This window comes from Lichenicola cladoniae, assembly GCF_013201075.1.
GTDB classification, from domain to species: Bacteria; Pseudomonadota; Alphaproteobacteria; order Acetobacterales; family Acetobacteraceae; genus Lichenicola; species Lichenicola cladoniae.
Map to the genome: position 1 here is coordinate 2672860 of NZ_CP053708.1, position 26336 is coordinate 2699195.

A 26336-nucleotide genomic window follows, 5' to 3' on the forward strand; every position below is an offset into this window, starting at 1 on the left:
TGTCACGGGACACACAAGAGATAGGCGCAGCGTGCCCCGGAGACAATCGCCCCCGACGTTCCCCGGACGTTCCCCGGCCCGGGGATTCTAGATCACGGCTTCGATTGCGGCTGCCGGGCGAGAGGCGTATCGGGAATGCGATGATCCTGCTGCGACATTGTCAGAGCGAATTCAACCTCCACTTCACCCGCACGCGCTGCGATCCGGGCATCGTGGACCCGGCTCTAACGACGGATGGGCTGATCCAGGCGCAGGCGGCGGCCGATGCGCTGGCCGAGCCGCGGATCACCCGGATCATCGTGTCGCCGTATCGGCGCGCCCTGCAGACGGCGACGCCGATCGCCGAACGTCTCGGCCTACCGCTCACCATCAGCAGCCTGATCCGCGAGCGGTATGCGTTCGTCTGCGACGTGGGGTCGCCGCGCTCGGTACTGGAACGGGAATGGCCGGGGATCGATTTCTCGGGCCTGGACGAGATCTGGTGGAACGACGGCAGCAGCAGCGCTGACGGAACACCACAGCGGGAGAGCGAGGACAGCGTTATCGCCCGGGCCGCCACCTTCCGCGCACAGATGGCGAGCATGCCGGACTGGCAGAACGCGCTGGTGGTGTCGCACTGGGGTTTCCTGCTGGCGCTGAGCGGCCGCAGCATCGAGAACGGACGCTGGCTGCGGATCGACCCGACCGAGCAGCTGGAAGGGCCGATAGTCTGGCGGCACGACCAGAAGCCGAGCGACCAGAAGCCGGACGCAAACCCCGCCTAGCTTCTCGGCCCAGATCCGACGCCGCGCTCCTGGCGCGCGTCAGCCGGGCGTGCTAGCGGCGCACCGAACCAGGAGACATGCCATGTCCGACACCATTTCCGCCCCGCCATCCGGTCAAGCATCGGGTCCGCCGGCACTGCCGATGACCATGAACCTGCAATACACCAAGGACCTGTCGTTCGAGGTGCCGGCCGGCGCCGAGATCTTCGCGACACTGCGCGCGAACCCGCAGATCTCGGTCAACATCGACGTGCAGGCGAACCGGCTCCAGCAGGAGCAGAACGTGTTCGAGATCATCCTGTCGATCAAGGCGGAGGCCACCGAGCCCGCCGCCGAGGGTTCCAGCGCCGCAGCCGCATCCAGTGGCCGCACCGTGTTCATCGTCGAGCTCGCCTACGCCGCGATCGTGACGCTGGGCGACACGCCGGAGAACATGTTCGAGCCGCTGCTGCTGGTCGAAGTGCCGCGCCTGATCTTCCCCTACGCGCGCAACATCGTCAGCGAAGTGACGCGCGACGGCGGCTTCCCGCCGGTCGTGCTGCAGCCGATCGACTTCGTGGCGCTGTGGCAGGCCAAGCGGGCGCAGGCCCCAAATGCGATCGGCGAGACCGCCGGCAACGCATGACGTGACGACTGGGTCAGCGCTGACGGCGTTGACCCAGTAGAGACAGTATCGAGGCGGCGGTCGGTGTCGCCGCCGTCTCGACGCACTGCCAGCCGAGGTTCCGCAACGGGGCCGCAGCGGCCGGACTGATCGCCAGGGCGCGTGTTCCACCCAGGTCGGGCAGCAGTGCCGACGGAAGCACCCTGGCAAAGACGGTTGCCGTCTCCGCGGAAAAGAACAGCGTCGCTGTAAGGCTCTGAGCCCGTACGGCTTCGATCGCCGCAGGCGGCAGTGCATCGACCGGCTCGGCCACATAGACGCAATGCCTGATGACCTCGAACCCGGCGCCGGTCAGCACCCGGGCGAGCGTGATCCCCTGCCCTTGTCCGCATGCCAGCAGCAAGGGCCCGTCCTGTGGCCGGAGCAGGTGGACCACCAGCGACGCCAACGCGGGTGCATCTCCGGACGCACTTTCGACGATCCCGAATCCGCTTTCGCGAGCCCGCCGCGCGGTGGCATCGCCGACGGCGAGCACCCTCCGACCGAGCAGCGCCGGACAGAGGGCTACCAACGGGTCCACCGCCTGGCCGCTGGTCAGCAGGACGGCCTGGATCCCCGCGGCCATCGCCGGAGCAAGCAGTGGCCGAAGCGGACGCAGCGCCAGCAGCGGCGACGGGATCGCGGTGAAGCCGGCAGCCTCGACGGCCCGCATGGTTTCGGTCAGGCCCGGTTCAGGCCGGGTGACCAGCACTCCGCGTGGTTCGGTCACGTGGACCGGCCGGTTCAGGCAAACAGGTCGGACGGGCTGTCCGCGCGCAGGCTTGCCCCGAGTTCGCGCCCGATGCGCTCGGCATCCGCGGGCGCGCCGCCGATGTTGCGCCTGAGCAGGAAGGAGCCGTCCGCCCTGGCCACCAGGCCGGTCAACTCGAGCTGCGGCGGACCGCCGGCGACCAGCGGGATCAGCCGCGCATAGCCGCCGATCGGGGTCTGGCAGGAGCCGTCGAGCTCTGCCAGCAGCGCGCGTTCGGCGGTCGAGACGGCGCGGGCCTCGTAATCCTCGATCGCGCCCAACAGCTCGCGCAGCTCGATGTCGTTCTCGCGCACCGTGACGCCGACGATGCCCTGGCCGGCAGACGGCACCATAACCGAAGGGTCGAGGATCAGGTCGGCGCGATCCTCCATGCCGAGCCGCTTCAGCCCGGCCATTGCCAGCAGGCTGGCATCGCACAGGCGCTGGGACAGCTTGTCCAGCCTTGTCTGCACATTCCCGCGCAGCATCACGATTTTCAGATCGGGCCGGGCGTGCAGCAGCTGCGCCTGCCGGCGAACCGAGGAGGTGCCGATCACCGCACCGTGGACCAGCGCGGTAAGCGGCGCCTCCGGGTCCGGGATCGGGGTGTCCGGGCGAAGCACCAGCACGTCGCGGGCATCCTCGCGCTTCAGGGTGCAGGCCAGCACCAGGCCAGGCGGCATCGCGGTCTCGAGGTCCTTGAGGCTGTGCACGGCGAAGTCTATCCGCCCGTCCAGCAGCGCCTCGTGGATCTCCTTGGCGAACAGGCCTTTGCCGCCGATCTCGGCGAGCAGGCGGTTCTGAACCATGTCGCCGGTGGTGTTGATCGCGTGTTCCTGGAACGCGCCCATGTCGCGCAGCACCGGGCAAAACCTGGTCAGCATGGTCAGGAAGGCGCGGGTCTGCACCAGGGCCAGCGGCGATCCGCGCGTGCCGACCCGGAGTGGCAACATGCGACGATGCGGGACCACGCTGGTGCCCTGCCGGGCCAGGGCGGCGCGTGCGGCTTCCTGCATCGCTGCCGAAGGCGCGTCTGGGTGTATCGCCGACGGCGCGTGTTGCGTTGGCGATGCCACTGGCGTGCGCTCCTGCGAGCCCCCGGAGGGCACGGGCTTGGAGGGAGACGGGCCGTTCGCGGGATCGGGCTGTGCGGGGAGCATCGGCATGTCCTATTACCGGCACAGCTTAATGGAAAGACGTGGATGGGCCGATCGAGGGCGGACGTGACCTGGGACGGCCGGCCGGTGCTGGCAATCGAGTCGTCGTGCGACGAAACCGCGGTGGCGATTCTCGACGCATCCGGGGCGGTACTGGGCGAACGGGTGCTGAGCCAGCAGGACCATTTGCCGTTCGGTGGCGTGGTGCCGGAGATCGCGGCGCGGGCCCATCTGGCGCATCTGCCCGGATTGGTGCGGACCGTGCTTGACGATGCCGGACTGGCGGTGGCCGGACTGGGCGCAGTGGCGGCGACCTGCGGTCCGGGACTGATCGGCGGGCTGCTGGTGGGCAGCGGGCTCGGGCGCGGCATGGCGCTGTCGCTGGAAGTTCCGTTCGTGGCGGTGAACCATCTGGAAGCGCATGCGCTGACCGCGCGACTGCCCGGCCTGACTGCGGACGGGGCGCCGTTCCCCTATCTGCTGCTGCTGGTGTCCGGCGGGCATTGCCAATGTATCGCGGTCGAAGGGTTCGGCCGGTATCGCCGGCTGGGCGGCACCATCGACGATGCGGCAGGCGAGGCCTTCGACAAGGTGGCCAAGATGCTCGGCCTCGGCTGGCCCGGCGGGCCGGCGCTGGAACGGCTGGCGCGGGACGGTGATCCGAAGGCGCATCGGCTGCCGCGCCCGTTGATCGGGCGTGCCGGCTGCGACTTCAGCTTCAGCGGCCTCAAGACCGCGGTGGCACAGCGGCTGGCCGCCTTGCCGGCACCGCTCTCGGCCGGCGATGCGGCGGATGTCGCGGCGTCGTTCCAGGCGGCGGTGGCGGATGTGGTGGCGGATCGGGTCGGGCATGCGCTGGCAGTGATGCCGGCGGCACGGCTGCTGGTGGTGGCCGGCGGAGTGGCGGCCAACGGGGCGCTGCGGGACCGGCTGACCACGCTGGCGGCCGCACGCGGGATCGGGTTCGCGGCGCCGCCGCTGCGCCTGTGTACCGACAACGCGGTCATGGTGGGCTGGGCGGCGATCGAGACGCTGCGAGCGGCGGCGGCGGCGGGCATCGCGCCGGACGAGCTGTCGGTGCCCGCACGGCCGCGCTGGCCGCTCGAGGAAATGGCGACACGGTTTGCGGTGGGGGTGCAGGCGTGAATTATCGCCACGCCTTCCATGCCGGCAACTTCGCCGACTGCATGAAGCACGCGCTGCTGGTTTGGCTGTTGCGCGCGCTGCAGCGCAAGGAGACGCCGATCGTCGTGCTGGATACCCATGCCGGGACCGGGCTCTACGATCTCTCATCCGAGCAGGCGCAGCGCACCGGCGAGTGGCGCGAAGGGATCGGCCAGCTTCTGGAACAACCCGCCTCCCCGGCCCTGATCGATTACATGGCGCTGGTGCGCCAGCTCGGTGGGCCAGCCTTCTATCCGGGATCGCCGCTGCTGGTGCGCGAGCTGCTGCGGCCGCAGGACCGGCTGATCGCCTGCGAGCTGCATGAGGAGGACCAGTTGGCCCTGCGCTCGCTGCTTGGCCGCGAGACACGCGCGGCGGTGCATCGTCGCGACGGCTACCAGGCGATCCAGGCGCTGCTGCCGCCGGACGGGATCCGGCGCGGACTGACCCTGATCGATCCGCCATTCGAGGAGCCGGACGAGTTCGGCAGGCTGACGGCGGGGATCATGACGGCGCGACGCCGGTTCGGCACCGGGGTGATCGCCGCCTGGTATCCGATCAAGCATCGGGCGCCGGTGCGGGCGTTCCATGACCAACTCGCGGATGCCGGGGTGACCGACGTGGTGACCGCGGAGCTGCTGCTGCGGCCCCCACTCGACCCCACCCGGCTCAACGGGTGCGGCCTGCTGGTCGTGTCGCCGCCATTCGGCTTCGAGGCGGCGGCCGGGGCGATCCTGTCGGCGATCGACTCGACGATTGGGGTCGGCCAAGCCACCAGCTCGGTGCGCCGGCTGACGGCGGAGCGGGCAGGCGCTTGACCCCTCGGATCGCGGTCATCGGCGCGGGTGCCTGGGGCACGGCGCTGGCGTTGCAGGCGGCGCGGGCGGGAGCAACGGTCAGCCTGTGGGCACGCGATCCGGGGGCGCTGCAGCCGGACGGGTGCATGCGGCGGCTGCCGGGGCTCATGCTGCCGCACAAGATAGAGGTGACCGGGACATTGCCGACCCGGGCGGACCTGGTGCTGCTGGCGGTGCCGATGCAGCAGCTTCGCCGGATCGCCGGCCAGTTGACGCTGGAAGCGCCATTGATCGCCTGCTGCAAGGGCGTCGAGAGCGGGACCCTGTGCCTGCCCGGCGAAGTGCTGGCGGACCTGCACCCGGGGCTGCCGCGCGGGATGCTGTCCGGACCAAATTTCGCCGGCGAAGTGGCGCGCGCCCTGCCCGCGGCCTCCGTCCTGGCCTGCTCCGATGCGGCCCTGGCCGGACGGCTGGCCCGGATGTTGGCAACAGCATCGTTCCGCGTCTATGCCGGCGACGATCCGGTCGGGGTGGAGGCCGGTGGGGCCGCCAAGAACGTCATCGCGATCGCGGCCGGCGCGGCGATGGGTTCGGGTGCGGGCGAGAACGCGCGCGCGGCACTCATCACCAGGGGCATCGCCGAGCTGGGGCGGCTGATCGCGGCACTCGGCGGCAAGCCGGCGACGGCGGCGGGGCTGTCGGGCGTGGGCGACCTCGTGCTGACCTGCACCGGGCCGGGATCGCGGAACTATAGCCTGGGCGTGGCGCTCGGCGAGGGTATCGTGCTGCAGGACATACTGGCCGGTCGCTCGACGGTGGCCGAGGGCGTGGAAACCGCGCCGGCCCTGGCCGCGCGGGCGGCGTCGATGGGGGTGTCGGTGCCGATCATCGAGGCGGTCGCGGCATTGCTGACCGGGCGGATCGGGCTCGCCGAGGCACGCGAGCGGTTGCTGGCGAGACCGCTCGGCATCGAGTAGCGCCGATGGCTAGCGGAAGCTGAAGGTCAGAGGCCCTCCCTTGTCGATGGTGCGGGCCCAGGCCGGGCGCGCTTCGAGGCGGGTCAGCCAGGCGGTCAGGTGCGGACGATCCGCCAGCCTTCCGGTTTTGCGCAGGGCCTGAACCGCGAAGCTCATGATGATGTCGGCACCGGAGAAGTCGTTGCCGCCGCACCACGGGCGGCTCGACAGCTCGTTCTCCAGGAAGCCGAGATGGGTGGCCAGTTGCGGGCCGAGGAACTGCGTGCCGAGACCATGCGAGATCAGGGTGGCGACCGGGCGGAGCGGGAACGGTATCTGCTTCGGCAGTCTGGCGAACACCAGCGACAGCAGCATCAGCGGCGCCAGCGACCCCTCCGCGTAATGCAGGTAGTAGCCGTAGAGCAGCCGGTCGGCCGTGCCGGCTTCGGGCCGCAGCCGGCCGCCGTGGCGCTCGATCAGGGTATCGATGATGTGGCCGGTCTCGGCGAGAACCTCGTCGCCATCGGTAACGACGGGGGATTTGCCGAGCGGGTGTATGGCCTTCAGGGAAGCGGGTGCCAGCATGGTCTTCGGGTCGCGGCTGTAGTTCCGGATCTCGTAGGGAACGCCCAGTTCCTCCAGCAGGAAGATGACGCGGTGCGAGCGGCTCTCGTTCAGATGATGGACCGTCAGTGTCAAGGCGCGGGCTCCCTGCTTGAAGCGAATGACGTCGACGATTGTTAACACTTCAAGTGTTTCCTGGCACCGGCTGACAGCATCGTTCCGGAGCAGGAAGGCCCATGCAGATCAACCCAGTCGGCGCCGCCGCGCCGATCGATGTCGCACCCGGCCGTGGCAAGACCTGCGCGGACGAAGCCGCGGCCTCGTCGCCCACCGGGGCCGGGCGGGTGCCGGCGACCCGCCTGCTCAACCCGCAACCGACCATCGATCCGGCGCTCGGCATCGTGGTGACCGAGTATTTCAACCAGTCCGGCGAGCTGACCGCGCAATACCCGTCGGCACGGGCCGTCGACAGCTACCGCATCTACGGATTGCACGACCCGGATGCGGCTTCGTCTCCCGTTCACGATTGAGCAATGTCGGCTTGCTAGCGTCTCCGAATGGCGATCGAGCTTCTCTCCCCCAATACCGGATTTCATGCCGCGCGCGACGCGCTGGAGCAGGCGACGCGCGATCCTGCGCTGTGTACGGAGGCGCATTACCTGCTGTGGGAAATCTGCCAGGCGTGCGGGGACCGGGACGGGGCGATGTCGCATCTCAATACGGCGATCGCACGGAATCCGCTCAGGACCAGGCTGATCCCGGATACCACGCCCACCCGCACGGTCCTTGCGCTGGCAGTTCCGGGCGACTTCCAGGCCAATCTTCCGCTGGGGATGCTGCTCGATGGATCGACCCTGCTGCACACGCTCTGGCTGGCAGATCCACAGGCAGTCATTCGTGATCCGCGCGCCGCGATCCCGCGTGACCTGCCGTCGATTGATTGCGTGTTCGTGTCGATCGCGGAGGACCGGAACCACGCAGCCGCGTTGCGGGCCGCAGACCTGCTGGCGGCCGAACTGGTTGTTCCGGTCATCAACAATGGTCAGTGCGTCGCCGGGCTATCCCGCACGGGTGCGGCAATGCTGCTTGCCGATGTCCCGGGCGCGATCGTTCCGGGCCAGGAGATACACGGTCATGCGGCGCTGAGGACGGATCCGCCTGCTTTTCCATTCATCGTGCGGCCGGTCGGGCGGCACGCGGGCGATGGGCTGTGTCTGATCACCGACACTGCCGGACTTCGTGCCTACCTCGCGAACCATGTGCAAAGCGCGGAGTTCTTCAACGCGCCGTTCATCGATTATCGAAGCCGGGACCGGATGTATCGCAAGCTGCGGGTGGTGTTCGTCGATGGCGTTCCCTATCCGGTGCATCTGGCGATCCATTCGGATTGGGCCCTGTGGTATTACAACGCGCGGATGGATCTCGACGCTTGGAAGTGCGAGGAGGAAGAACGCTTCCTGTCCGATATCAGGACCTATGTCGGCGGGCGCGCGATGTCGGCGCTGCGTGAAATCGGTGCTCGGGTCGGCTTGGATTATTTCGGACTGGATTGCGCGGTCCTCGAGGACGGGCGACTTCTGGTCTTCGAGGTCGAGACCGGCATGATCGTGCACGATCGTGACCCAGCCGATCTCCATCCGGAGAAGAAGCGGTCTGCAGCACGCATCTTTCGGGCGGTCGAGCGGATGATCGATAGCCGGGTCGCAGAGCACCAGTCGGGCCAGCTCGGCGGTCGGGGTGACCCGGCAGGATAGCGAGCCGTTCGCGCGCCCAGGCGCGTTGTTTGAGACGCTAGCCTCGCACTGCGATCAAGCTCTTGGTCATTCCAAAGAATCGCTCGCGTTCTATGTTCGCCCCGGCGAACAGCTTCTGCATTTGCGTCCGGGTGAGGCAATTGGCGTCATGAATATGCGACAGCGCCTCATCAACGGTTCTGGCGCGCGGATAAAAGCCACAGCGGCGGTGCATCAGGAGCTTGATGCGGAGCCGGACAGGGAGCCAGTGGAAGAACGGGGTTCGCGAGTGCATATCAAGCGGAAACCACAAATTCGGTGTCTGGACGAAGTAGGCCGGTGCCAGGCGGGTCGCCTCGCCGGCGAATGCCTGCAACCTGGTCCAGTCGCCGACATGCTCGATCACGCTGTTCGAATGGACGATGTCGAAGCTGTTCTTCCCGAAATGTGAAAGATCGGTGGCGTCGCCGACTATGCAGCTGATCCGGCTTGATGTCGCCGGCTGCATGAGCAGGTTGACGATGGTGACCGAAACGTTCCGGCTTTTGAGTTCACGATCGAAACCTGCCCAGTAGGCCGGCGTGCCACCGAGATCGAGGATGCTGCAGGAACCTCGATCGGCCAGGATCACGTCGATCATCCTGAGGAACCGACGGAATCGAGCAGTCCGGAAACGGCTTTGCTGGTGTCCCGGTATCACGACATGGCCGGTCGTGGGGTCGATGATGACCGGATCGCGCCGGGCACGTCTTTCGTGGTAGCCCGCTAGAGAATTCGACTTACTCGCGCAGGCACGACCTGAGATTGGATTGAGCGACATTAGCAAGCTGCGAATACAGTTTCATAGACCGGCGAGTGTTCGCACGCCTAACAGTAACGGCAACCGGCTGCGCTACAACGAAGTGCATCAGGACATTTAAATTGCCGCCGCATGGTTGACCACGCGGCGGCTACCGGTCGGTGGGCCGATCAGCTACCGAGGAAGCTGGTCGACTTCAGGGTGCTGACGTCGGTGAACGTGACCTTCGTGCTGTCGGCGAGAGTGATGGTGGTGTTGCCGCCGCTTGTGGTCGCGGTCGCCAGTGCGCTCGAGACCTGATTGGCACCGTAGCCATACAGGGCGACCAAGTTGCCGCTGGCGCTGCCAAAATCGCTGATGGTGATGGAGGCGGCGCTCAGCGTGGCGTTGGCGGCGATGGTGAAGATGTTGGCGGCGCCCGAACCGCCATCCAGGGTCTGATTGCCGGTGCCGGCGACCAGGGTGTCCGCGCCGGTCCCGCCGGCGATGCTGATGTTGCCGTTGCTGCCGCCATTGGCAACGAACGCCGTGAAGCCGGTGGTGCTACCGGACCCGTTAAGGGTCTCGTTGCCGGCTCCTGCAATCACCACGCCGGACCCGAAATAGGTGATGTTCGAGCCATTTACGCCGAACACTGTGGAGGTCCCGCTACCCGAATGAACGGTTTCCATGCCGGCGCCGCCGATGAACAGCAACGAGGCGCTGCCTATCCCCATGAAGTTGGTGCCGGCCGCACCGGTGACCGTTGCGTTGGCGGATGCGGTGATGGTGTCGCCCTGGCCGGACTGGACCGTCGAGACGCCAATCAGCATGTAGAAGGCGTTGGTGCCGCCGAAGATCAGGGACGAGCCGGTACCACCGGCCAGGCTGGTGTTGGTCCCGGCGGTATCATCGACGACCAGGCTGCCACTGCCGCCATAGATCGTGCTGGTGGAGCCGGTCAGGGTGATGGTCGCGTTGCCGGTCCCCGTGGTGATCCGGTCGGTTCCGGAAGATAGTACGCTGTCCGACCCGGCGCCGAGATTGATGATGTTGCGACCGGTTCCGGCGGCAATCGATGTCGCGCCGGAGCCGGCGAAGAGGCTGTCGTTCCCGCTGCCGGTCGCGATGCTGTAGGTCCCGGCACCGCTGCCGAGGAAGATGTTGTTGCCACCGCCGGCGACAAACGTTCCAGATTCGCTGCCCGAAAGGAAAACGGTGCCGCCGGTGCCGACCAGCGTGCTCAAGGTCTGGGCGCTCGTCGCTGCGGTCGCGTCGATGAACAGGCTGCTTGTCGTGTCGGAAAGGAAATGATCGTAGCCGCTCGGAAAGGTATAGAAGCCGCCTGAACCGGCGATGTACTGGTTGACTGCGGAACCCCCGGCGGCAGGAACGGCTACGCCATCGCCCTCAACGGAGAAGAGCGAGCCGCCTGAGGCTGCAGCACCCACGGCCGAGGCATAGGCCTGTGCCAGCGTATAGGCCTGGCTCCCATCGACCGTGATCGAGATCACATGGCCAGATGAACCGCTTACCGTGAGTACATCTGCCATTCTCGTAGCTCCTTGATCGTCCAGGGGGCGCCGCTGCGCGCCGGGCGGTCAGCCTTGTTCTGACGTGGGCAACCTAGACCGAACCCCTGGCTGTTCTGTCGTTAAAAGAATATCAATCTTGTGATGTAATCATCACAATTTCTCGTACACTGAAACAAAGCCAGTATTTGTCTCGGCGGTTGCGTGTTGCAAAAATGACATGCTTTCCTGCCGGGACAAGGCAAACGCGAGCCTTGACTGTGGCTCAGGCCGGCGACGGTGCCAGCCGACGGTCGGTGGCCAGCACGGACCGCAACAGCACGGACGCTCCTGCAACGACGTGATGCCGTTCCGCACTCTCCGCCTCGTTGTGACTGAGCCCTCCGGCGCAGGGCACGAAGATCATGGTGGTCGGGGCGACGCGGGCGACATAGGCGGAGTCGTGCCCGGCGCCGGATATGATCTCCCTGGCCGGGAGCCCCAGCGCGGCGGCGGCATCACGGACTGCGTCGACGCAGGCACCGTCGAACATGACAGCCGGATTGTTCCAGACCTGTGTGACCGCGAATGCCAGTGCGCCCGCATCGCGCGCGAATGCGGCGTGCATCTCCTGTTCCATCGCTTCCAGCACGGCATCGTCCGGGTGGCGGAAATCCACGGTGAAGAACACCTGCCCCGGCACCACGTTGCGGCTGTTCGGGCGGCTCTCGACCAGTCCGACCGTGCCGACCGCGTCCGGCGCGTGGACGAGTGCGATCGCGTTGACCGACTGGATCATCCGGGCCGTAGCCAGCAGGGCGTCCTGGCGCAGACGCATCGGCGTGGCGCCGGCATGGCCCTCCTGCCCGTCCACCGTCACCTCGTACCAGCGCATGCCCTGCACGCCGGTGACGATGCCGATGATCCGGTCCTCATCCTCCAGGATCGGGCCCTGCTCGATATGCAGCTCGAAATGCGCGGACAGAGGATGGGCGCCGCAGCGCTCGGGGCCGCGATAGCCGATCCCGTCCAGTGCTGCCTCGAACGTGTCGCCGGTGCGATCGGCGCGGCCATAGGCCCATTCGCGGGTGAAGGCGCCGGCGAACACGCCGGAGGACAGCATCGCCGGGGCAAACCGCGAGCCCTCCTCGTTGGTCCAGTCGATCACCTCGATCGGCGCCTCGGTGTCGGTACCGCTCTCGTGCAGCGCCCGCAGGATCTCGAGCCCGGCCAGCACGCCGATGACCCCATCGTATTTGCCGCCGGTCGGCTGGGTATCGAGATGGCTGCCGATGGCGATCGGCGCCAGGGCCGGGTTGCGGCCGGGACGGCGTGCGAAGATGTTGCCCATGTCGTCGATCGTCACGGTGCAGCCGACCGCGACGCACTGGGCGCAGAACCAGTCACGCACCTCGCGGTCGAGCTCGGTGAGCGCCAGCCGGCAGATCCCGCCCTTCGGGGTGGCGCCGATGCGCGCGGTTTGCATGATGCTGGCCCAGAGCCGCTCGGGATCGATCGCGAGGTTGTCGCTCACGACACGGTCTCCGGCATCAGGCGATGCGGATTGTTGGGATGCATGCCCCAGGTGAGTTTCGGCCCGGTGGCGGGCTGCGGCACCATGGTGATGCAGTCATCGACCGGGCAGAGATGCGCGCATAGATTGCAGCCGACGCATTCCTCCTCGATGATCTCGTAGACGCGGCCGGGCAGCTTGGCGATCGACTGGTGCGAGGTGTCCTCGCAGGCGATGTAGCATTTGCCGCAGGAGATGCAGAGCGACTGGTCGATATGGGCGATGGTCTTGAAAGCGATGTTGAGCTGGCCCCACGGTACGTAGTTGCGCGTGGCGAGGCCGCGGAAGCTGTCGATGTCGGTGTGGCCCTTGCTGTCCATCCAGTTCGACAATCCGTCGATCATCTCGGTGACGATGCGGAAGCCGTGATGCATCGCCGCGGTGCACACCTGCACGCCGTTGGCACCGAGGGCGATAAATTCGGCCGCATCGCGCCAGTTGGAGATGCCGCCGATCCCGGAAATCGGCAGACCATGCATGTGGGGATCGCGGGCGATGTCACCCAGCATGCGCAGCGCGATCGGCTTCACGGCGGGACCGCAATAGCCGCCATGCGTCCCCTGCCCGTCCACCGCCGGCAACGGCGTCATCGCGTCGAGATCGACACCGGTGATCGACTGGATGGTGTTGATCAACGACACCGCATCGGCGCCGCCGGACATGGCTGCGCGGGCCGGTGCCAGGATGTCGGTGATGTTGGGAGTGAGCTTGACGATCACCGGCATCCGCGTGGTCTGCTTGCACCAGCGGGTGACCATTTCGACGTATTCGGGAACCTGGCCGACGGCAGCGCCCATGTTGCGTTCCGACATGCCGTGCGGACAGCCGAAATTAAGTTCGATGCCGTCGCAGCCGGTATCCTCGACGATCGGCAGGATCGCGCGCCAGCTTTCCTCGACGCAGGGCACCATCAGGCTGACCACGATGGCGCGGTCGGGGAAGTCGCGCTTGATGCGCTTGATTTCGGCGATGTTGGTGGCGAGCGGCCGGTCGGTGATCAGCTCGATGTTGTTCAGCCCGGCCATGCGCTGGCCGGCATAGGACACCGCGCCGTAGCGGCTGCTGACATTGACCACCGCCGGGTCCTCGCCGAGGGTTTTCCAGACCACGCCGCCCCAGCCGGCCTCGAGGGCGCGGCGGACGTTGTATTCCTTGTCGGTCGGCGGCGCGGAGGCCAGCCAGAACGGGTTCGGCGAACGGATGCCGCCGATGGTGCAGCGCAGGTCGGCCATGATCAGAAGCTCCCGGCGATGGTGGCGCTTGCCGGCACCAGGGCGGCATGGATGGCGAGAGCGGCGAGCTTGCCGTCCTGCACCGCGCTCACCGTGAGGTCCGGGCCGGGCGTGCAGTCGCCGCCGGCATAAACCATCGGCAGCGAGGTCCGACCGTCCGCATCGACCATGATGCGTCCGCCGGCGATGTCGGGAACGATCGTGCCGGACCCGAGCGAGCCGCCGTCGAACAGCTGGCCGACCGCCTTCAGCACCATGTCGGCAGCCTCGAGATCCGGGCCGCTGCCGGTGTCCTCGAACTCGATGCCGGTGACCATGCCCAGCGCTCCGTGCAGGCGCTTCGGGGTGCACCAGGTGCGGATGCGGATGCCCGACGTGCGGGCCCAGTCCTGCTCGAAGCCGGTGGCGGACATGTGCTCGAGGCCGCGGCGGTAGGCGATGGTGACGTCGCGGGCGCCGAGACGCTTCGCCTGCATCGCCGCGTCGATCGCGGTGTTGCCACCGCCGATCACCACGACGCGCGCGCCGACCGGGACCGCGTGCTTGTCGGGCGCTTGGCGCAGGCCGGCGATGAACTCGACCGCGTCCAGCACGCCGGTCAGGGGCGTGTCGGACAAGGTCAGTGCCCGGACGGCGGTCTGGCCAATGCCGAGGAACACGGCGTCGTGGGTGCGGCGCAGCGTGTCCAGGTCGATGTCGCGGCCGAGGCGGCGGTCGTGCAGTATGGTGATGCCGCCGATCCGCAGGATGAAGTCGAGCTCGTCCTGTGCGAAGTCGCCGGCAAGCTTGTAGGCGGCAACGCCGTATTCGTTCAGGCCGCCGCCCTTGGCCCGCGCCTCGTAGACGGTGACGCGATGGCCGAGCATGGCGAGCCGGTGCGCGCAGGAGATCCCGGCGGGTCCTGCACCGACCACCGCTATATGGCGGCCGGTCTCGGGGCTGCGGGCGAACGGATGAATGCCGTGCTGCATCAGCGCGTCGGTCGAGTGGCGCTGCAGTGCGCCGATGGTGACCGGCTTGTTCTCCTGGGTGGTGCGCACGCAGGCCTGCTCGCACAGGATCTCGGTCGGGCAGACGCGGGCGCAGGCGCCGCCGAAGATGTTGGCGGACAGGATCGTTTCGGCGGAGCCGCGAAGATTTCCGTCGACGATCTTGGCGATGAAGGACGGGATGTCGATACCGGTCGGACAGGCCTCGATGCAGGGTGCGTCATAGCAGAAATAGCAGCGCTCGGCCTCGACCCGCGCCTTGGTCGGGCTTAGCGCCGGATGCGCGTCGCCGAAGTTGTCTGCCAGGGACGTCGCGTCGAGCCGGCCGGCGCGGATGCGAGCCTCCGGGGCAACCAGGGTGTCGACCATGCAGCAACTCCGTTCCGTGTTCGCACTCTAGGGACGCAGCGCGATCAACGTCAAAGAAAAAGCTGATCGATTGGTCAGGTTTGGTTTAGTCACCGGTGGTCATGCGCGAATGTGCTGCTGTTTGAGGTCATTGCCTTTGAAATAGGCAGTCAGGTCCTGTGGCTGTCCAGCCGAGGCGGGCTGTGCTTCAAGAGCCGTTCTGCTCGAAGCCTGTTCGAAGGAAGACGCAATGAATGCGACGGCCGTGGTTCACCATCCGATCGAGGCGGCGATCTTCGACATGGACGGGCTGTTGCTCGACAGCGAACTGCTGGCGATGGAAGCACTGCTCACCGCCGGTGCCGAACTCGGCTACGACATGCCGCGCAGCTTCTGCCACTCGATGATCGGATCGTCGCTGGATCTATGCCGAGCGATGGTCGCTGCGAAATACGGGTCGGAGTTTCCGGTCGAGGCGTATTTCAAGCTGCAGGAACGGCATCTGCACGCCCTGGTCGCCCAGGGGAAGCTCGCGCTGAAGACCGGCGTGGTGGAGTTGCTCGACCTGCTCGACCAGAGGGGGATCAAGCATGCGGTCGCCACCTCCTCCGGGCGGGCCCGGACGCTGCACCACCTGGGTATCGTCGGCATCGCCCGGCGCTTCGAGCACATCATCACCCGTGACGACGTGACCCATCCCAAGCCAGACCCGGAACCGTATCTGCTGGCGGCCTCGCGGCTCGGGGTGTTGCCGACTGCGTGCTTGGCGCTGGAAGATTCGCATAACGGCGTGCGTGCCGCCCATGCGGCCGGGATGCGCGTGATCATGGTTCCGGACCTGTTGCATCCCAACGAGGAGATGCACGACAAGGCTCACCGGATCATGGAGAGCCTGCACGACGTGATCCGGTTCCTGAACGAGGCAAAGGGCCATGGATAAGCATGAATCGGGACCCCGACTGGAAGATCCGGCTGAACATTCCGGGCCCGACAGCGGCCGGGAGCAGGACAGTTCCCCTACAGCGAGTGTGCGCGAGAACTGACGACGCGGTTGCGACCGGCGTGTTTGGCCTGATACATCAGCAGATCGGATTCGTAGAGCGCGCGCTCGATCCCACCCAACTCGGTCGAGACGGATGTGACGCCGATGCTGACGGTGACCTTTATGAGATGGTTGCGGAATCTTGTCTTGGCGATAGCGACCGTTTCCCTCAGGCGCTCGGCCAGTAAGATCGCGCCTGGCAAATCGGTTTCCGGCACCAGGATTGCGAATTCCTCACCGCCCAGACGCCCGGCGAAATCGGTGCTCCTGAGCACCTCCCGAAAAAACACGGATAACCCGCGCAACATCTCGTCACCCGCTTCATGGCCATACGTATCGTTGATCTGCTTGAAGTTGTCTGCATCGAGCATCAGCAGGCACAACGGCCGATCATGACGTTCCGCGCGGACGCGCTCCACCTCGCATCTCTCGAGGAAACCGCGGCGATTCAGCAGTTCGGTCAACGGGTCGATCGTCGCCAGGCGGGTAATCTCCCCGGTGTAGAAAACGATCCGCTCGATCATCGGGCGGAAGATCACGAGGGCTTCGATCATGAGGGTCGCCAGGACGACACCGATGATGCAGAGCTGCAGATCCCTCAATTCGGCCAGGACGCGTTCCGTTTCCCGCTGGTGGATCTGAACGATCGTGTTCAACTTGCCCAGGAGCGAAACGCGAGCTGCTTCGAACAACCGCGTCCGCGCCGTGGCACCCGCGGGATCCGCCGGTGACAGGCTGGCGATGAGCCGCGCATCCGCGATGAAGCCGTTCGCCTCCGCTTCCAGCGAATTCTCGCTCCCGACATAGATGCTCTGGATCTGTTGTGTTTCCGTATCACGCGAGGTCGAGAGCCGGCTCTCCGCACTCAGCCTAGCCTCGGTCGCCTCGAACTCGTCTGTCGCAGTCATCATTGCTGTGCGTGCGGTCATGTCTCCCAGCTGGTACTCCGCAGCCAGGCTCGCGATGCGCTGCGAAAGCATACGCTGCCGGCCGGAAACGTTGATGATGGCGGCAGTGCCCTGGTTGTGTTGCAACACGTAGGTGAGCAACAGGTGTGACGCGATGGTCAGGCCAGCTATAATCAGCAGGGCGGTCGCATAGTACCTGGTGAGCCGCCTTGCCGACAGGGGGTTCGCGGACTTCAGAGGTTTCACCCGGGGCTGCTCCAGCACATCAAGCTATCCTCGGGTCCGGTCGATGCTCATGTGTCTTTTCCGCTAGAACGTGCTGATGAGAGATGGATCAGGAAGCCCGGAACCATATCTCATCCGCGCATCATCTCGGGAGACGGACGTCCCTGGACACTCCAGGGATTAGTCTCAAGTTCGACTGGTCCGCCGCCTTCTCCTGGCATTCATAGCATGACCAGCCAAACCGGTGATGCAGTAGTTGAAGGTTCGGCTGTAAATGACCGGGAGCCGAAAATTTGGACGGCTTGACGGAGACGACACTCTGTCGCGGAAACGGAGAAGGATCGCATGGTACTGCATCAGGACCGGCGGTTCTTCAGGGTCGACGACGGGCGAAATTGCTCGGGAAATCCAGAGAGGGATCAAGCACGCGGTCGCCACCTCCTCCAAACCGGCTCGGGCTCAGGCGTCGATCGGGCGCTGGCGCAGAAACCGTTGCAGGGCGGCGCGGGGCGGCACCGGCGGCCCCACCTGCGCCAGAAGATACCGTCGAATGAAATGCTCGACATTCTTTTGCGGTATCGGGTGCCCGAGCAGGAATCCCTGCAGCTCATGACAGCCTCTGGCGCACAGCAGATCGAACTGCTCGATGGTCTCGACACCTTCGGCCGTGACTTGAAGGTTGAGGCTCCGGCACATGGCGATGATCGCGCTGACGATGGCGCGCGATCCCTCGTCTGCTTCCATGCGCTGGACGAAGGAGCGATCGACCTTCAGCTTGTCGAACGGGAAAAGCTGCAGATACGACAGGCTCGAGTAACCGGTGCCGAAATCATCGAGCACCAGGCGTACGCCGATATCGCGCAGTTCGGTGAGGGCTCGGATCGCACCCTCGGTATTTTCCATCAGCACGCCCTCGGTGATTTCCAGCTCCAGCCGGTTGGCCGGCAGACCGGTCTCCGCCAGGATGGTCGTCACCGTTGACCGCAAGTCGCTGCGCAGAAACTGGGCCGGCGACAGGTTGACCCCGACCCGGCAGGGAACATCCCATCCTGACGCCGCAAGACACGCGGTCCGCATGACCCATTCGCCGAGTGGGATGATGAGGCCACATGCTTCCGCGACCGGGACGAACTGCGCCGGAGAAACCAGGCCGAGGGTCGGATGCATCCACCGCACCAACGCCTCGAAGGCGACCAGTTCGAGATTGGTGTCGAAGATCGGCTGGAAGTGCAAGGCGAACTCGTTCCGCAGCAACGCGGCGCGCAGATCCTGTTCCATCGCACGCCGTTCGCGCAGATCCACTTCCATGCTGCTCTCGAACATCCGGTACCAGCCAAGCCCGTGCTCCTTTGCCTGGTACAGGGCGATGTCGGCGTTCTTCAGCAGCTCGGCCGCAGTACGGCCGTCCTGCGGATACAGGGCAATGCCGACGCTCACGCCGACGCTCAGTTCCTGTCCGTCGATGCAGAAGCTTGGTTCCAGGCAAGCGATCAGGCGCCGGGCAAGCTGCGTCGCCTGCTCTGGCTGCGCGCCCGACGTTTGCAACACGACGAATTCGTCACCGCCGACACGGGCTACGAAGTCGTTGACGCGTAGATCCTTACGCAGCCGTGTCGCCACCTGGTAGAGCAACTGGTCGCCGACCACGTGTCCGCGCGTGTCGTTGACGATTTTGAAGCTGTCGAGATCGAGGAAGAGCACCGCCATCGACGCGCCTGTCAGCGCCGCCAGGTCAAGCGCCAGATCCAGGCTCTCGCTGAGTAACACACGGTTCGGCAGCTCGGTGAGCATGTCGTGGTGGGCGAGGAAGCGGATCCGTTCTTCCGAAGCCAGTCTCTGGCGCACGTCGCGCAGCGCGGTGACCAGCGCTGGACGGCCACCATGGCTGATCACCCGCGACACGATCTCGACCGGCATTCGGACGCCGCTGGCGGATAGGATATTGGTCTGTACCGGTGCAGTTCCCCGAAGCCCGCTCCATAGCGTGGCGTCGCCGTCCGGCGTCATGAAACGGGACAGCTGGCTCGCACGCAGCACGCCAAGCGGCAGGCCGAGAAGTGCTGCTATGCTCTCGTTGCCATCGATGATGTCGCCATCCCGGTGGATCAGGATTCCCTCCAGAGTGCTGTCGGCCAGTTGACGGAAGCGGTCGGCGTCCATCCGGTCCCGCGCCGCGACACGGTTGTCGACCAGAGACCCGGTCAGGCTGAGCACCAGCACCGCGACCGCTTCGGCCGCCGCGATGATGGCGATCGGCGAGGAAGCCAGGTCATCCGGCTGACTGACGGCTTCCATCCAGGCATCGAACGGCAGGATGGCGGCGAGTGATCCGAAGCAGAGCACGCTGATTGCCAACACGGTCAACCCGTGCCCGATTATCCAGGGGCGGCGTCGACGGGAATGCTGGCTGCTTTCCCACAAGGCAAACGTAGACAGCGCAGCGCCAAGCACCATGACAGCGAGAATGGCGGTGAGGTCGTAGGCCAGCGCAAAGGGCCGCACCAACCCTGCCATGCCGGTGAACAGCATGCAGGAGAACCCACAGGCCAACAACGAGCCGCCGAGCATGGCGTTGCGAGCCGACCGGTGACCGAATTTCTGGATTGCACCCGCCGCCATGCCGCTCAGGAGCGACATGGCAAGCGCCGGGACGACCCAATGCAGCGGAATGTTAAGCCTGAGCCTGGGATAGGTTCCGGCCAGTGCCGTGATGAAGGTCACCCAGGAGACCAGGGTCACGACCATGCCGAACGATGCTGTCGTGACGGCGACGGCCACGGCAGGGCGTCGTCCGGGCGGACGACGCCGAATGATCAGCATCAACGTGGCACTACCGCATATGGCTTCCAGCAGAACCAGCACGACCATGCGCGGATCGTGGTAGCGCAACAGTGCGGCGATGAGATGGGTCAACGGCCGCGAGCCTCGACGCAGGTCCGGGTCTGGTGGAATGGCATCAGAACTTGACCTCGATGCCACCGACAAAGCGCCGGTTGACCTGCAGTCCGGCGGTCCGGGCAAGACTCTGCTGGTTCAATTGCTCCACCAGAAGCGACGCGGTGATCCGGTTCGTCAAACGATAGCCCAGGCGGACATTCATGGTGATGTAGTTTGGCACAGTCACCGGTGCTATGACCCGGGTGTCCAGGTCGATCCTGAAATCCTGGATATGCGACTGCCAACGGGCCTGCATGTCGAGGTCCAGCCGTCTCCAGCTATAGCCGGCCCCCACGATGACGGAATGGGTCGGCGACTGCCGCTGGTAGCTGACCGATGCCGCGGAAAACAGTTCAGCCTCGGGCGTATCGTCATGCACGAGGGCCAGGGCGTAGCTCAGGTTCCAGCGCAGCCCGGACCGACTGCGGCCCTTGATGCCGATCTCGCCGCCGACTTCACTGCTGTCGCCGAAGTTGCGGGCAATGAACACCGGAGCACCATTCGGAAGCACGGTGATACCCGAGCCGAACGGGGAGCCGATGGCGGTGGTGGTGCGTTGAGCGAAAACCGATACCCGCAACATGGCACCGAATGCCGGCAGCCGGCGGTCCAGGTCGACCTCGTAATTCTGGACTGCCGAAGGCTGCAGTCCTGCGTTGCCTGCCACGATGGTGCCGCTGAAGTTTCGTGCGTAGCCGAAATCCACCAGGCTCGGCAGCTGGACGGCGCGGGCAGCCGTGAGCCGGACCGTATCGAAGTCGGTAACCTTCAGGACCGCACCACTGTTGAAACTCGGCTCGATGAGGTCGACGTCATGATAGACGCCGCCGGCTCCCGGCAACTCGAACTGGGCGCCCTGATGGCTGACCGAGACATCGTCCACACGAACGGCGTTGGTCAGCGACAGGTTTCGCAAGATCTGCCAATCCCACATCAATGAGCCGGCGACGATGCTGTAGCCGATGCGACCGTTGAAGCTTTCCAGCGACGAAGCCACATTGTTGCGATATTCGGCAGCAAGGCGGAACGCGTGGTTTCGTCCGAACTTAACCAGATCGCTGGCTTGAACAACTACGACATCTTCCTGCCAGTGATCGTTGGTGACCGTCTGATTGTCCGACGTCCGGTTCTCGTTGCGATAGGCATCGAGCTTCAGCGTGCCGAGGCCGGTATCGGCGGACAATCGACTGCTCAGGCTGTTGGCCTTGAAGCCGACCGGCGTATAGGAGCCGATATCGATGTAGTAGTTGCTGTCGACGCTGCCGATCGATCCGGCGAGATCCCATTCGATACCGGGCGCAAGCTGGAAACGCGCATCCAGGGCGACCGAGCCACTATGCGGCTGCTGTCCAGTATTTCCGGCGGCATTGCCCCTGAATTCGGTAGAACGAAAACCTTCCGCCGACAGGCGTATGCCCATGCGGCCAGGGTCCTGCACGGTGGCGACAGCTTCGCCATAAGCCAGGCTCTGGCTGCCGCCTTCAACACGGGCGGCAATCGTTTTGTCGCGTAACGGATCGTAGGTGACGATATTGATCACGCCGGATACCGCATTGAAGCCATACAGCGCCGAACTGGGCCCCTTGATGATCTCGATCTGGCGGATTGCGCTCAACGCGACGGGGATCAGCGGCCAGACCGTAAGCCCGTAATCGTCCTCATAGACCTGCCTTCCATCGAGCAGCACCAGGACGCGGGGGTTCAAGGCGGTATTATAGCCGCGAATGCCGACGGCAGCATCCTGCATGCCATAGGGGCGGACATCGAGTCCGGCGACAAAATTAAGCACGTCCGGCAGATTGTCCGCGCCCGAGAGGCGGATATCCTCGGCGGTCACGATATCCATCTCGGCCGGCACGTCGCTCGCCCGCTGGGGTTTGCCCGTGGCGGAGTCTGTGACCGGCTCACCGAACAACTGCTCGAAAGCGGCGTGATCGAGGGACTGGGCATGGGCCGGAGAGGCAGTCGCCGCCAGCAGCGTATACGTGACCGGCAGCAACGCGAGACGCGGAAAGCTGATCATATCTCGACAACCATCATGCGGAACGCGGTCGCGAAATGCACTCCATCCGCGGCCGCGTTCGCTGCGCTGAGAACGATGCTGACCGTGGGCTCCGTGCCGATCGCAACGGTGCAGGCGCCGTGCTGCACCTGCTCCGGATGCCGGGTCAGGCATGGCACGTGACGCTGCTTGAGGCTGGCGCCCAAAAGCGTCTGATCCACCCCGGTCGTGGCAAATATGGCGCCGTAACCAACGACCGTAGCCAGTTTATCCTGCGCGACCAGGCATGGGCGCAGGGTCAGGCTACCGACGGAGAGACCGTGGCCGGCCAGCCCAGCCAACGCGACAGCCTCGGCCCGTGAAGCGGCGTCGGAGGGGTTGAATACGATCGCGAGAACCAACTCGCCGGAGACCGGATCGTCCAAAAAATGCAACACGCGCGCTGCGATCTGCAGGTCCTGCAACGTTGGCGCTCTCTCCTCGACGGGCCCGGATGCCGACAGCATCAGGATCGCTGTGACGAGGCAGGGCGTCCGATACAGGGCAGATGTCTTGAACGCGCTCACGATCCCCCTGATCCGCCGCCGTCGGAGATGGTCGTTTACAGACCGTTACGGGGTTTAGATAGGTTATGTCATAGGATTTCGATTTGGATGTGGCTTATTTATTACTTGGCGGATTCAAGTTCCGGAGCGAACACCCACGCCGAAGACTTTGTTTACACCAGCCTGCCCGGCCAGCAACATGCTGAATTGCTCGCTTGGCGTCGCGTAGTCGAGCGTCTTTCGAGGACGGCTATTCAGGCTGTCGGCAACGATGTCGAGATCGTCCTGATCCAAGCCCGACAGAGCCGTGCCTTTCGGGAAATACTGGCGCAGCAGACCATTGGTGTTTTCGTTGGAGCCACGCTGCCAAGGTGAGTGAGGGTCGGCGAAGAAGATCCTCATGCCAGTGCTCAGCGCCACGCTTTCGTGCTGTGCCATTTCCTTGCCTTGGTCGTAGGTCAGCGTCTTGCGCAAAGATGCGGGAATGGCATTCAGCGCGCCGGAGAAAGCGCTCGCCACCACATCGGACTTGCGCGTAGGCATGTGCACCAGCACCACAAAGCGGCTTGTCCGCTCGACCAACGTGCCGATGGCACTCGCTCCGCCGGTGCCCAGAATAAGATCGCCTTCCCAATGGCCCGGGACCAGCCGGCCCTCGATTTCCTCAGGTCGTTCCTTGATGTTGGTCATGTTGCAAAGTTTGCCGCGGCGTTCGCTGCCCTTTGGCTTGCGGCCGCGCATTGGCTTGTCCTGTCGCAAATACGAGATCAGCTCACGGCGTAGTTCACCGCGCGGCAAGGCGTAAATCGCCGTGTAGATTGCCTCGTGCGATACCGACAGACCAGGTGGCTGCTCCGTTCCCGCCTCCATCCGCTTACGCCTGCCCGATATCTGCTCGGGGGACCAACCCAGACGCAAAAGCCCCGCCACACGGCCGAACAGCTCACCATCATGCGCCAGAACAGGCCTGCGTCCAGTCAGGCGACGATCTGCCTCGGCCTGCGTCGCCGCAGCCTGCGCCCGGTAGGAGGTCGCGCCGCCATGCCGATTGATCTCGTCCGAAATCATGCCCGCAGAGCGATCCAAGTCGCGTGCAATCGCCCGCACGCCCCAGCTATCACAAAGGCGAACCTCGATCATCGATCGATCAAACACCGTTAGCTTACGTCGTTGCCCTGCCATCCCACCACCCTACACCCGTTGGCCCGGCGTGGGTGTTCGCTCCGGAACTTGAATCCGCCCTTAGATTATGCGCTTATATTGGTTGCACGTGAGGTTGTTCCGCCAAGGCGGGGGTGGCATGCAGGCCATGGTCGAGCGGCAATGTCCAGGCGGCCCGCCGGTCCCGGATTGCCGGTTATAGTACATGGCCAAAATAACGAGCGGGAGCCCGCCGCGGCGGACGCAGGCGGGTCATCCCGGTCATTCCAGACCGGAACTCGTCCACACGGATCTCAAGGGACCGCACCAATAGGTCTGCAAGGGGGGAAGACTGCCGGTTGAGACGGGGGAACCAGATACTCTCGGACGCCCCGAAGCGGACATAAGCCGCGGTTGCTTAACCTCCGTCTCTGGCAGGTGCTGCTGGTCCACCGTTTCCAGCGATCGCCGAGGTAGCTTTATTGGCCGGATATGTCCCTCATCCGGCAAGGGCGGTGGTTTCGCGGTGTTGTGACTAGGCAGACACTTAGGAGATATCATTAGCTGCGAGGCCCGTCATGTCCGACACCGCACTTATCGTTATCGACGTCCAGGAATCTTTCCGTCATGCTCCGTATTGGAGCGAGGAGGATGTCGCGCCATTCGTCTCGACCCTCCAGCGCCTGATCGACGGCGCGGCGGCGCACGGTGTGCCGGTGCTGCAGGTGTTCCATATCGAAGAGTCAGGCCACTTCTCTCTTGCTTCAGGACACGTCCGCACGCTTGCACCGCTGGCGATCCGGCCGGACGTGGTGTTCCACAAGCGCAGGCACAGCGCCCTGATCGGCAGCGGCCTCGATACCTGGCTGATACGGCACCGCACACGTCGCGTTATCGTCTGCGGCATTCGCACCGAGCAATGCTGCGAGACCACGACCCGGCACGCGTCGGACAGTGGCTGGGAGGTCGATTACGTCACCGAGGCGACACTGACCTTTGCCATGACCGCCGCAGATGGCCGCCGTTACCCGCCCGAGGAGATCAAGGCGCACACCGAGCTGGTCTTGGCAGACCGCTTCGCCCGCATCGCGACGGTCGAAGAGGCACTGTCCGATGCCGCGATGTCCGCTGCCGCATGACCGAGGTGCCGCGGCACATTCCCGTTCTCGTGGTGCTGCCGCCGCGCGTGCTCCTGCTGGATATCGCGGGCCCATTGGAGGTGCTGCGGATCGCCAACACTGTCCAGGATCGCGTCAGGTTCGACCTTGTAGTTGGGGCGCCCCGGATCGCTATCCACAGCTCGGTCGGGTTGCGGTTGAGCGGCCTGGGTCGGCTGCCGGAGACCGTCGAGCCGGGCACCGTCATCCTGGTGCCGGGCTCGTCCGACCAAGCGCTCGGACCGGCGCCGGATCCACAGGTCGATGCTGAGGCGGAAGCACACATCGTCGGGTGGCTGCGCGACACGGTACGGCCCGGGCATCTGCTGGTGATGGTTTGCGAAGGGGCGCTGCTGGCGGCGCGCGCGGGGTTGCTCGACGGCTACGCCTGCACCACGCACCACGAGAGCTGCGCCCGGCTTGCGGCAATGGCGCCGCGGGCGCGGGTGCTGGAGAATCGGCTCTTCGTCGAGGATCGCGACCGGTTCAGCAGCGCGGGCGTGACGGCCGGCGTGGACCTGATGCTCCACCTCGTTTCCGCCTGGGTCGGCCCGGCGGCTTCCATCGCCACCGCGCGCAGCCTGGTGGTCTACATGCGCCGTGGTGCCGACGATCCGCAACTGTCGCCATGGCTGGAAGGGCGCAGTCACCTTCATCCCGTCGTGCATCGCGCGCAGGACGCCGTGGCAGCCGACCCGACGCGGGAGTGGTCGCTGGCCGAATTGGGAAGAGTCGCCGGGGCCAGTCCTCGCAACCTGTCCCGGCTGTTCTCGATCCATGCCGGCATGACCGTCACCGACAGCATCAGCCGAGCCCGCATCGCGCTCGCACGCGACCTGATCAGACAATCCGACCTCGGTATGGTACAGGTGGCCGAGCGGGCCGGCTTTGCCTCAGCGCGGCACATGCGTCGGGTGTGGCGGCGGTTTCATACGACCGCGCCGTCAGATACACGCAGAATGGTTGATCGTTGATATGAGACCGGTTTTCCAACATTCGCCCCGACTATACGTCCGGATCCGCCGTATCCGACAATCGCGCTGTCAGTGTCGCTCCAGGCATCGCGGACAGACCCGGCTGCGAACTCCCTAGCTTCAATCTGCAATTGACGACCAGGCCGCCAACGCTACGGAAAAATGACTGGCTGTCGGCACGCGGGCGTCCGGCACGTCCATCGTCAATCCGACAACGCGCCGTTCGATGTCGGCCACCGCGATATTTGCCGCTCCGCCACCCAACCACCCTGTGCCTCGGGCCCGATCGTCTGGTCCATTGCCGCCCCAATCGCATCCACGGGGCGATTATCCCAACCACTGGTTCGTCAGACCAAGGACCCGGCGCGACGGCTGACAGACCCTTTCGAACTGTGGGGCGGCATTTGGAACCCCAAGGTAACGGCGGCGTACGCAATTCCTGTATC

The 26336-nt window shown here is 65.4% G+C and carries 23 protein-coding genes; 10 read left to right on the plus strand and 13 right to left on the minus strand.

Features of this window, described 5'->3' with window-relative positions; translation table 11 throughout:
- Window positions 1–140 precede the first annotated feature (140 nt).
- Together HN018_RS12315 and secB are read left to right on the plus strand one after the other, a co-directional pair.
- Window positions 141–764, plus strand: coding sequence for a histidine phosphatase family protein (locus tag HN018_RS12315; RefSeq protein WP_171835669.1), 624 nt, complete (start codon window positions 141–143; stop codon window positions 762–764).
- Window positions 765–846: 82 nt separating this feature from the next.
- Window positions 847–1389, plus strand: coding sequence for a protein-export chaperone SecB (gene secB / locus HN018_RS12320; protein ID WP_171835670.1), 543 nt, complete (start codon window positions 847–849; stop codon window positions 1387–1389).
- Window positions 1390–1402: 13 nt separating this feature from the next.
- Here secB and HN018_RS12325 read toward each other — a convergent pair whose 3' ends face one another.
- Both HN018_RS12325 and hemC read right to left on the minus strand, forming a co-directional pair.
- Entirely contained in the window at window positions 1403–2137 is a 735-nt protein-coding gene (locus HN018_RS12325) for a uroporphyrinogen-III synthase (RefSeq protein ID WP_171835671.1), read from the minus strand.
- Window positions 2138–2151: 14 nt separating this feature from the next.
- Window positions 2152–3174 (minus strand): hydroxymethylbilane synthase, encoded by a 1023-nt coding sequence (gene hemC / locus HN018_RS12330; protein WP_239479296.1) that lies wholly within the window; start codon window positions 3172–3174, stop codon window positions 2152–2154.
- A 186-nt stretch (window positions 3175–3360) separates the two neighbouring features.
- Here hemC and tsaD point away from each other — a divergent pair, with 186 nt between their 5' ends.
- From tsaD to HN018_RS12345, 3 genes are read left to right on the plus strand one after another with little or no spacing between them, the layout of a single operon-like run.
- Window positions 3361–4461: a tRNA (adenosine(37)-N6)-threonylcarbamoyltransferase complex transferase subunit TsaD gene (gene tsaD, locus HN018_RS12335; protein ID WP_171835673.1), complete on the plus strand. Its 1101-nt coding sequence runs from the start codon at window positions 3361–3363 to the stop codon at window positions 4459–4461.
- Window positions 4458–5297, plus strand: coding sequence for a 23S rRNA (adenine(2030)-N(6))-methyltransferase RlmJ (locus HN018_RS12340; protein ID WP_171835674.1), 840 nt, complete (start codon window positions 4458–4460; stop codon window positions 5295–5297). Before tsaD ends, HN018_RS12340 begins: the two co-directional genes overlap by 4 nt.
- A complete protein-coding gene (locus tag HN018_RS12345) occupies window positions 5294–6253 on the plus strand; it encodes an NAD(P)H-dependent glycerol-3-phosphate dehydrogenase (protein ID WP_171835675.1) in 960 nt (319 codons plus the stop codon). Before HN018_RS12340 ends, HN018_RS12345 begins: the two co-directional genes overlap by 4 nt.
- A 9-nt stretch (window positions 6254–6262) precedes the next feature.
- Here the strand turns inward: HN018_RS12345 and HN018_RS12350 are convergent, their stop codons facing one another.
- Window positions 6263–6979 carry a glutathione S-transferase family protein gene (locus HN018_RS12350; protein WP_239478633.1) on the minus strand — a complete coding sequence of 239 codons (717 nt, stop codon included), beginning with the start codon at window positions 6977–6979 and terminating at the stop codon, window positions 6263–6265.
- Window positions 6980–7032: 53 nt separating this feature from the next.
- Here HN018_RS12350 and HN018_RS12355 point away from each other — a divergent pair, with 53 nt between their 5' ends.
- On the plus strand, window positions 7033–7326 hold the full coding sequence (locus HN018_RS12355; RefSeq protein ID WP_171835676.1) for a hypothetical protein: 294 nt from the start codon (window positions 7033–7035) through the stop codon (window positions 7324–7326).
- Between the two features lie 27 nt (window positions 7327–7353).
- Complete coding sequence (locus HN018_RS12360; protein WP_171835677.1) at window positions 7354–8550, plus strand: ATP-grasp domain-containing protein; 1197 nt, start codon at window positions 7354–7356, stop codon at window positions 8548–8550.
- A 37-nt stretch (window positions 8551–8587) separates the two neighbouring features.
- On the opposite strand, the gene HN018_RS12365 is transcribed toward HN018_RS12360, so the two are convergent.
- The 5 genes from HN018_RS12365 to HN018_RS12385 form a co-directional block, all read right to left on the minus strand.
- Window positions 8588–9169, minus strand: coding sequence for a class I SAM-dependent methyltransferase (locus HN018_RS12365; protein ID WP_171835678.1), 582 nt, complete (start codon window positions 9167–9169; stop codon window positions 8588–8590).
- Window positions 9170–9498: 329 nt separating this feature from the next.
- On the minus strand, window positions 9499–10860 hold the full coding sequence (locus HN018_RS12370) for a beta strand repeat-containing protein (RefSeq protein ID WP_171835679.1): 1362 nt from the start codon (window positions 10858–10860) through the stop codon (window positions 9499–9501).
- A 244-nt stretch (window positions 10861–11104) separates the two neighbouring features.
- Window positions 11105–12352, minus strand: a complete 1248-nt coding sequence (locus tag HN018_RS12375) for a M20 family metallo-hydrolase (RefSeq protein ID WP_171835680.1) — start codon at window positions 12350–12352, stop codon at window positions 11105–11107.
- On the minus strand, window positions 12349–13623 hold the full coding sequence (gene preA / locus HN018_RS12380) for an NAD-dependent dihydropyrimidine dehydrogenase subunit PreA (protein WP_171835681.1): 1275 nt from the start codon (window positions 13621–13623) through the stop codon (window positions 12349–12351). The genes HN018_RS12375 and preA overlap by 4 nt, the downstream gene beginning before the upstream one ends.
- A gap of 2 nt (window positions 13624–13625) precedes the next feature.
- The gene (locus HN018_RS12385) at window positions 13626–14981 is read right to left on the minus strand and encodes an NAD(P)-dependent oxidoreductase (protein ID WP_171835682.1); all 1356 of its coding nucleotides are present in this window, start codon (window positions 14979–14981) and stop codon (window positions 13626–13628) included.
- A gap of 229 nt (window positions 14982–15210) precedes the next feature.
- On the opposite strand from HN018_RS12385, the gene HN018_RS12390 reads away from it, so the two are divergent.
- On the plus strand, window positions 15211–15900 hold the full coding sequence (locus tag HN018_RS12390; RefSeq protein ID WP_171835683.1) for an HAD family hydrolase: 690 nt from the start codon (window positions 15211–15213) through the stop codon (window positions 15898–15900).
- Between the two features lie 77 nt (window positions 15901–15977).
- Here HN018_RS12390 and HN018_RS12395 read toward each other — a convergent pair whose 3' ends face one another.
- The 5 genes from HN018_RS12395 to HN018_RS12415 all read right to left on the minus strand — a co-directional run bounded on the left by HN018_RS12395 (window position 15978) and on the right by HN018_RS12415 (window position 23801).
- Window positions 15978–17156: a GGDEF domain-containing protein gene (locus HN018_RS12395; protein ID WP_171835684.1), complete on the minus strand. Its 1179-nt coding sequence runs from the start codon at window positions 17154–17156 to the stop codon at window positions 15978–15980.
- A gap of 438 nt (window positions 17157–17594) precedes the next feature.
- The gene (locus HN018_RS12400) at window positions 17595–20048 is read right to left on the minus strand and encodes a putative bifunctional diguanylate cyclase/phosphodiesterase (RefSeq protein WP_171835685.1); all 2454 of its coding nucleotides are present in this window, start codon (window positions 20046–20048) and stop codon (window positions 17595–17597) included.
- A 43-nt stretch (window positions 20049–20091) separates the two neighbouring features.
- A complete protein-coding gene (locus HN018_RS12405; protein ID WP_171835686.1) occupies window positions 20092–22095 on the minus strand; it encodes a TonB-dependent receptor plug domain-containing protein in 2004 nt (667 codons plus the stop codon).
- Window positions 22092–22538 (minus strand): hypothetical protein, encoded by a 447-nt coding sequence (locus HN018_RS12410; RefSeq protein WP_172443479.1) that lies wholly within the window; start codon window positions 22536–22538, stop codon window positions 22092–22094. Before HN018_RS12410 ends, HN018_RS12405 begins: the two co-directional genes overlap by 4 nt.
- Before the next feature lie 216 nt (window positions 22539–22754).
- Window positions 22755–23801, minus strand: a complete 1047-nt coding sequence (locus HN018_RS12415) for an IS30 family transposase (RefSeq protein WP_172443453.1) — start codon at window positions 23799–23801, stop codon at window positions 22755–22757.
- A gap of 536 nt (window positions 23802–24337) precedes the next feature.
- Between HN018_RS12415 and HN018_RS12420 the strand changes: the two genes are divergently transcribed.
- Both HN018_RS12420 and HN018_RS12425 read left to right on the plus strand, forming a co-directional pair.
- Window positions 24338–24898 (plus strand): isochorismatase family protein, encoded by a 561-nt coding sequence (locus tag HN018_RS12420; protein WP_171836382.1) that lies wholly within the window; start codon window positions 24338–24340, stop codon window positions 24896–24898.
- On the plus strand, window positions 24895–25890 hold the full coding sequence (locus tag HN018_RS12425) for a GlxA family transcriptional regulator (protein ID WP_171836381.1): 996 nt from the start codon (window positions 24895–24897) through the stop codon (window positions 25888–25890). Before HN018_RS12420 ends, HN018_RS12425 begins: the two co-directional genes overlap by 4 nt.
- Window positions 25891–26336 lie beyond the last annotated feature (446 nt).

Excerpts from the sequence above, each read along its gene's own strand:
- HN018_RS12405 (WP_171835686.1), bottom strand. The coding sequence starts at position 22,095 with ATGATCAGCTTTCCGCGTCTCGCGTTGCTGCCGGTCACGTATACGCTG.
- HN018_RS12315 (WP_171835669.1), top strand. The coding sequence starts at position 141 with ATGATCCTGCTGCGACATTGTCAGAGCGAATTCAACCTCCACTTCACC.
- tsaD (WP_171835673.1), top strand. The coding sequence starts at position 3,361 with ATGGGCCGATCGAGGGCGGACGTGACCTGGGACGGCCGGCCGGTGCTG.
- HN018_RS12355 (WP_171835676.1), top strand. The coding sequence starts at position 7,033 with ATGCAGATCAACCCAGTCGGCGCCGCCGCGCCGATCGATGTCGCACCC.
- HN018_RS12425 (WP_171836381.1), top strand. The coding sequence starts at position 24,895 with ATGACCGAGGTGCCGCGGCACATTCCCGTTCTCGTGGTGCTGCCGCCG.
- HN018_RS12365 (WP_171835678.1), bottom strand. The coding sequence starts at position 9,169 with ATGATCGACGTGATCCTGGCCGATCGAGGTTCCTGCAGCATCCTCGAT.
- secB (WP_171835670.1), top strand. The coding sequence starts at position 847 with ATGTCCGACACCATTTCCGCCCCGCCATCCGGTCAAGCATCGGGTCCG.
- HN018_RS12370 (WP_171835679.1), bottom strand. The coding sequence starts at position 10,860 with ATGGCAGATGTACTCACGGTAAGCGGTTCATCTGGCCATGTGATCTCG.
- HN018_RS12385 (WP_171835682.1), bottom strand. The coding sequence starts at position 14,981 with ATGGTCGACACCCTGGTTGCCCCGGAGGCTCGCATCCGCGCCGGCCGG.
- hemC (WP_239479296.1), bottom strand. The coding sequence starts at position 3,174 with ATGCAGGAAGCCGCACGCGCCGCCCTGGCCCGGCAGGGCACCAGCGTG.
- HN018_RS12415 (WP_172443453.1), bottom strand. The coding sequence starts at position 23,801 with ATGGCAGGGCAACGACGTAAGCTAACGGTGTTTGATCGATCGATGATC.
- HN018_RS12390 (WP_171835683.1), top strand. The coding sequence starts at position 15,211 with ATGAATGCGACGGCCGTGGTTCACCATCCGATCGAGGCGGCGATCTTC.
- HN018_RS12420 (WP_171836382.1), top strand. The coding sequence starts at position 24,338 with ATGTCCGACACCGCACTTATCGTTATCGACGTCCAGGAATCTTTCCGT.
- preA (WP_171835681.1), bottom strand. The coding sequence starts at position 13,623 with ATGGCCGACCTGCGCTGCACCATCGGCGGCATCCGTTCGCCGAACCCG.
- HN018_RS12360 (WP_171835677.1), top strand. The coding sequence starts at position 7,354 with ATGGCGATCGAGCTTCTCTCCCCCAATACCGGATTTCATGCCGCGCGC.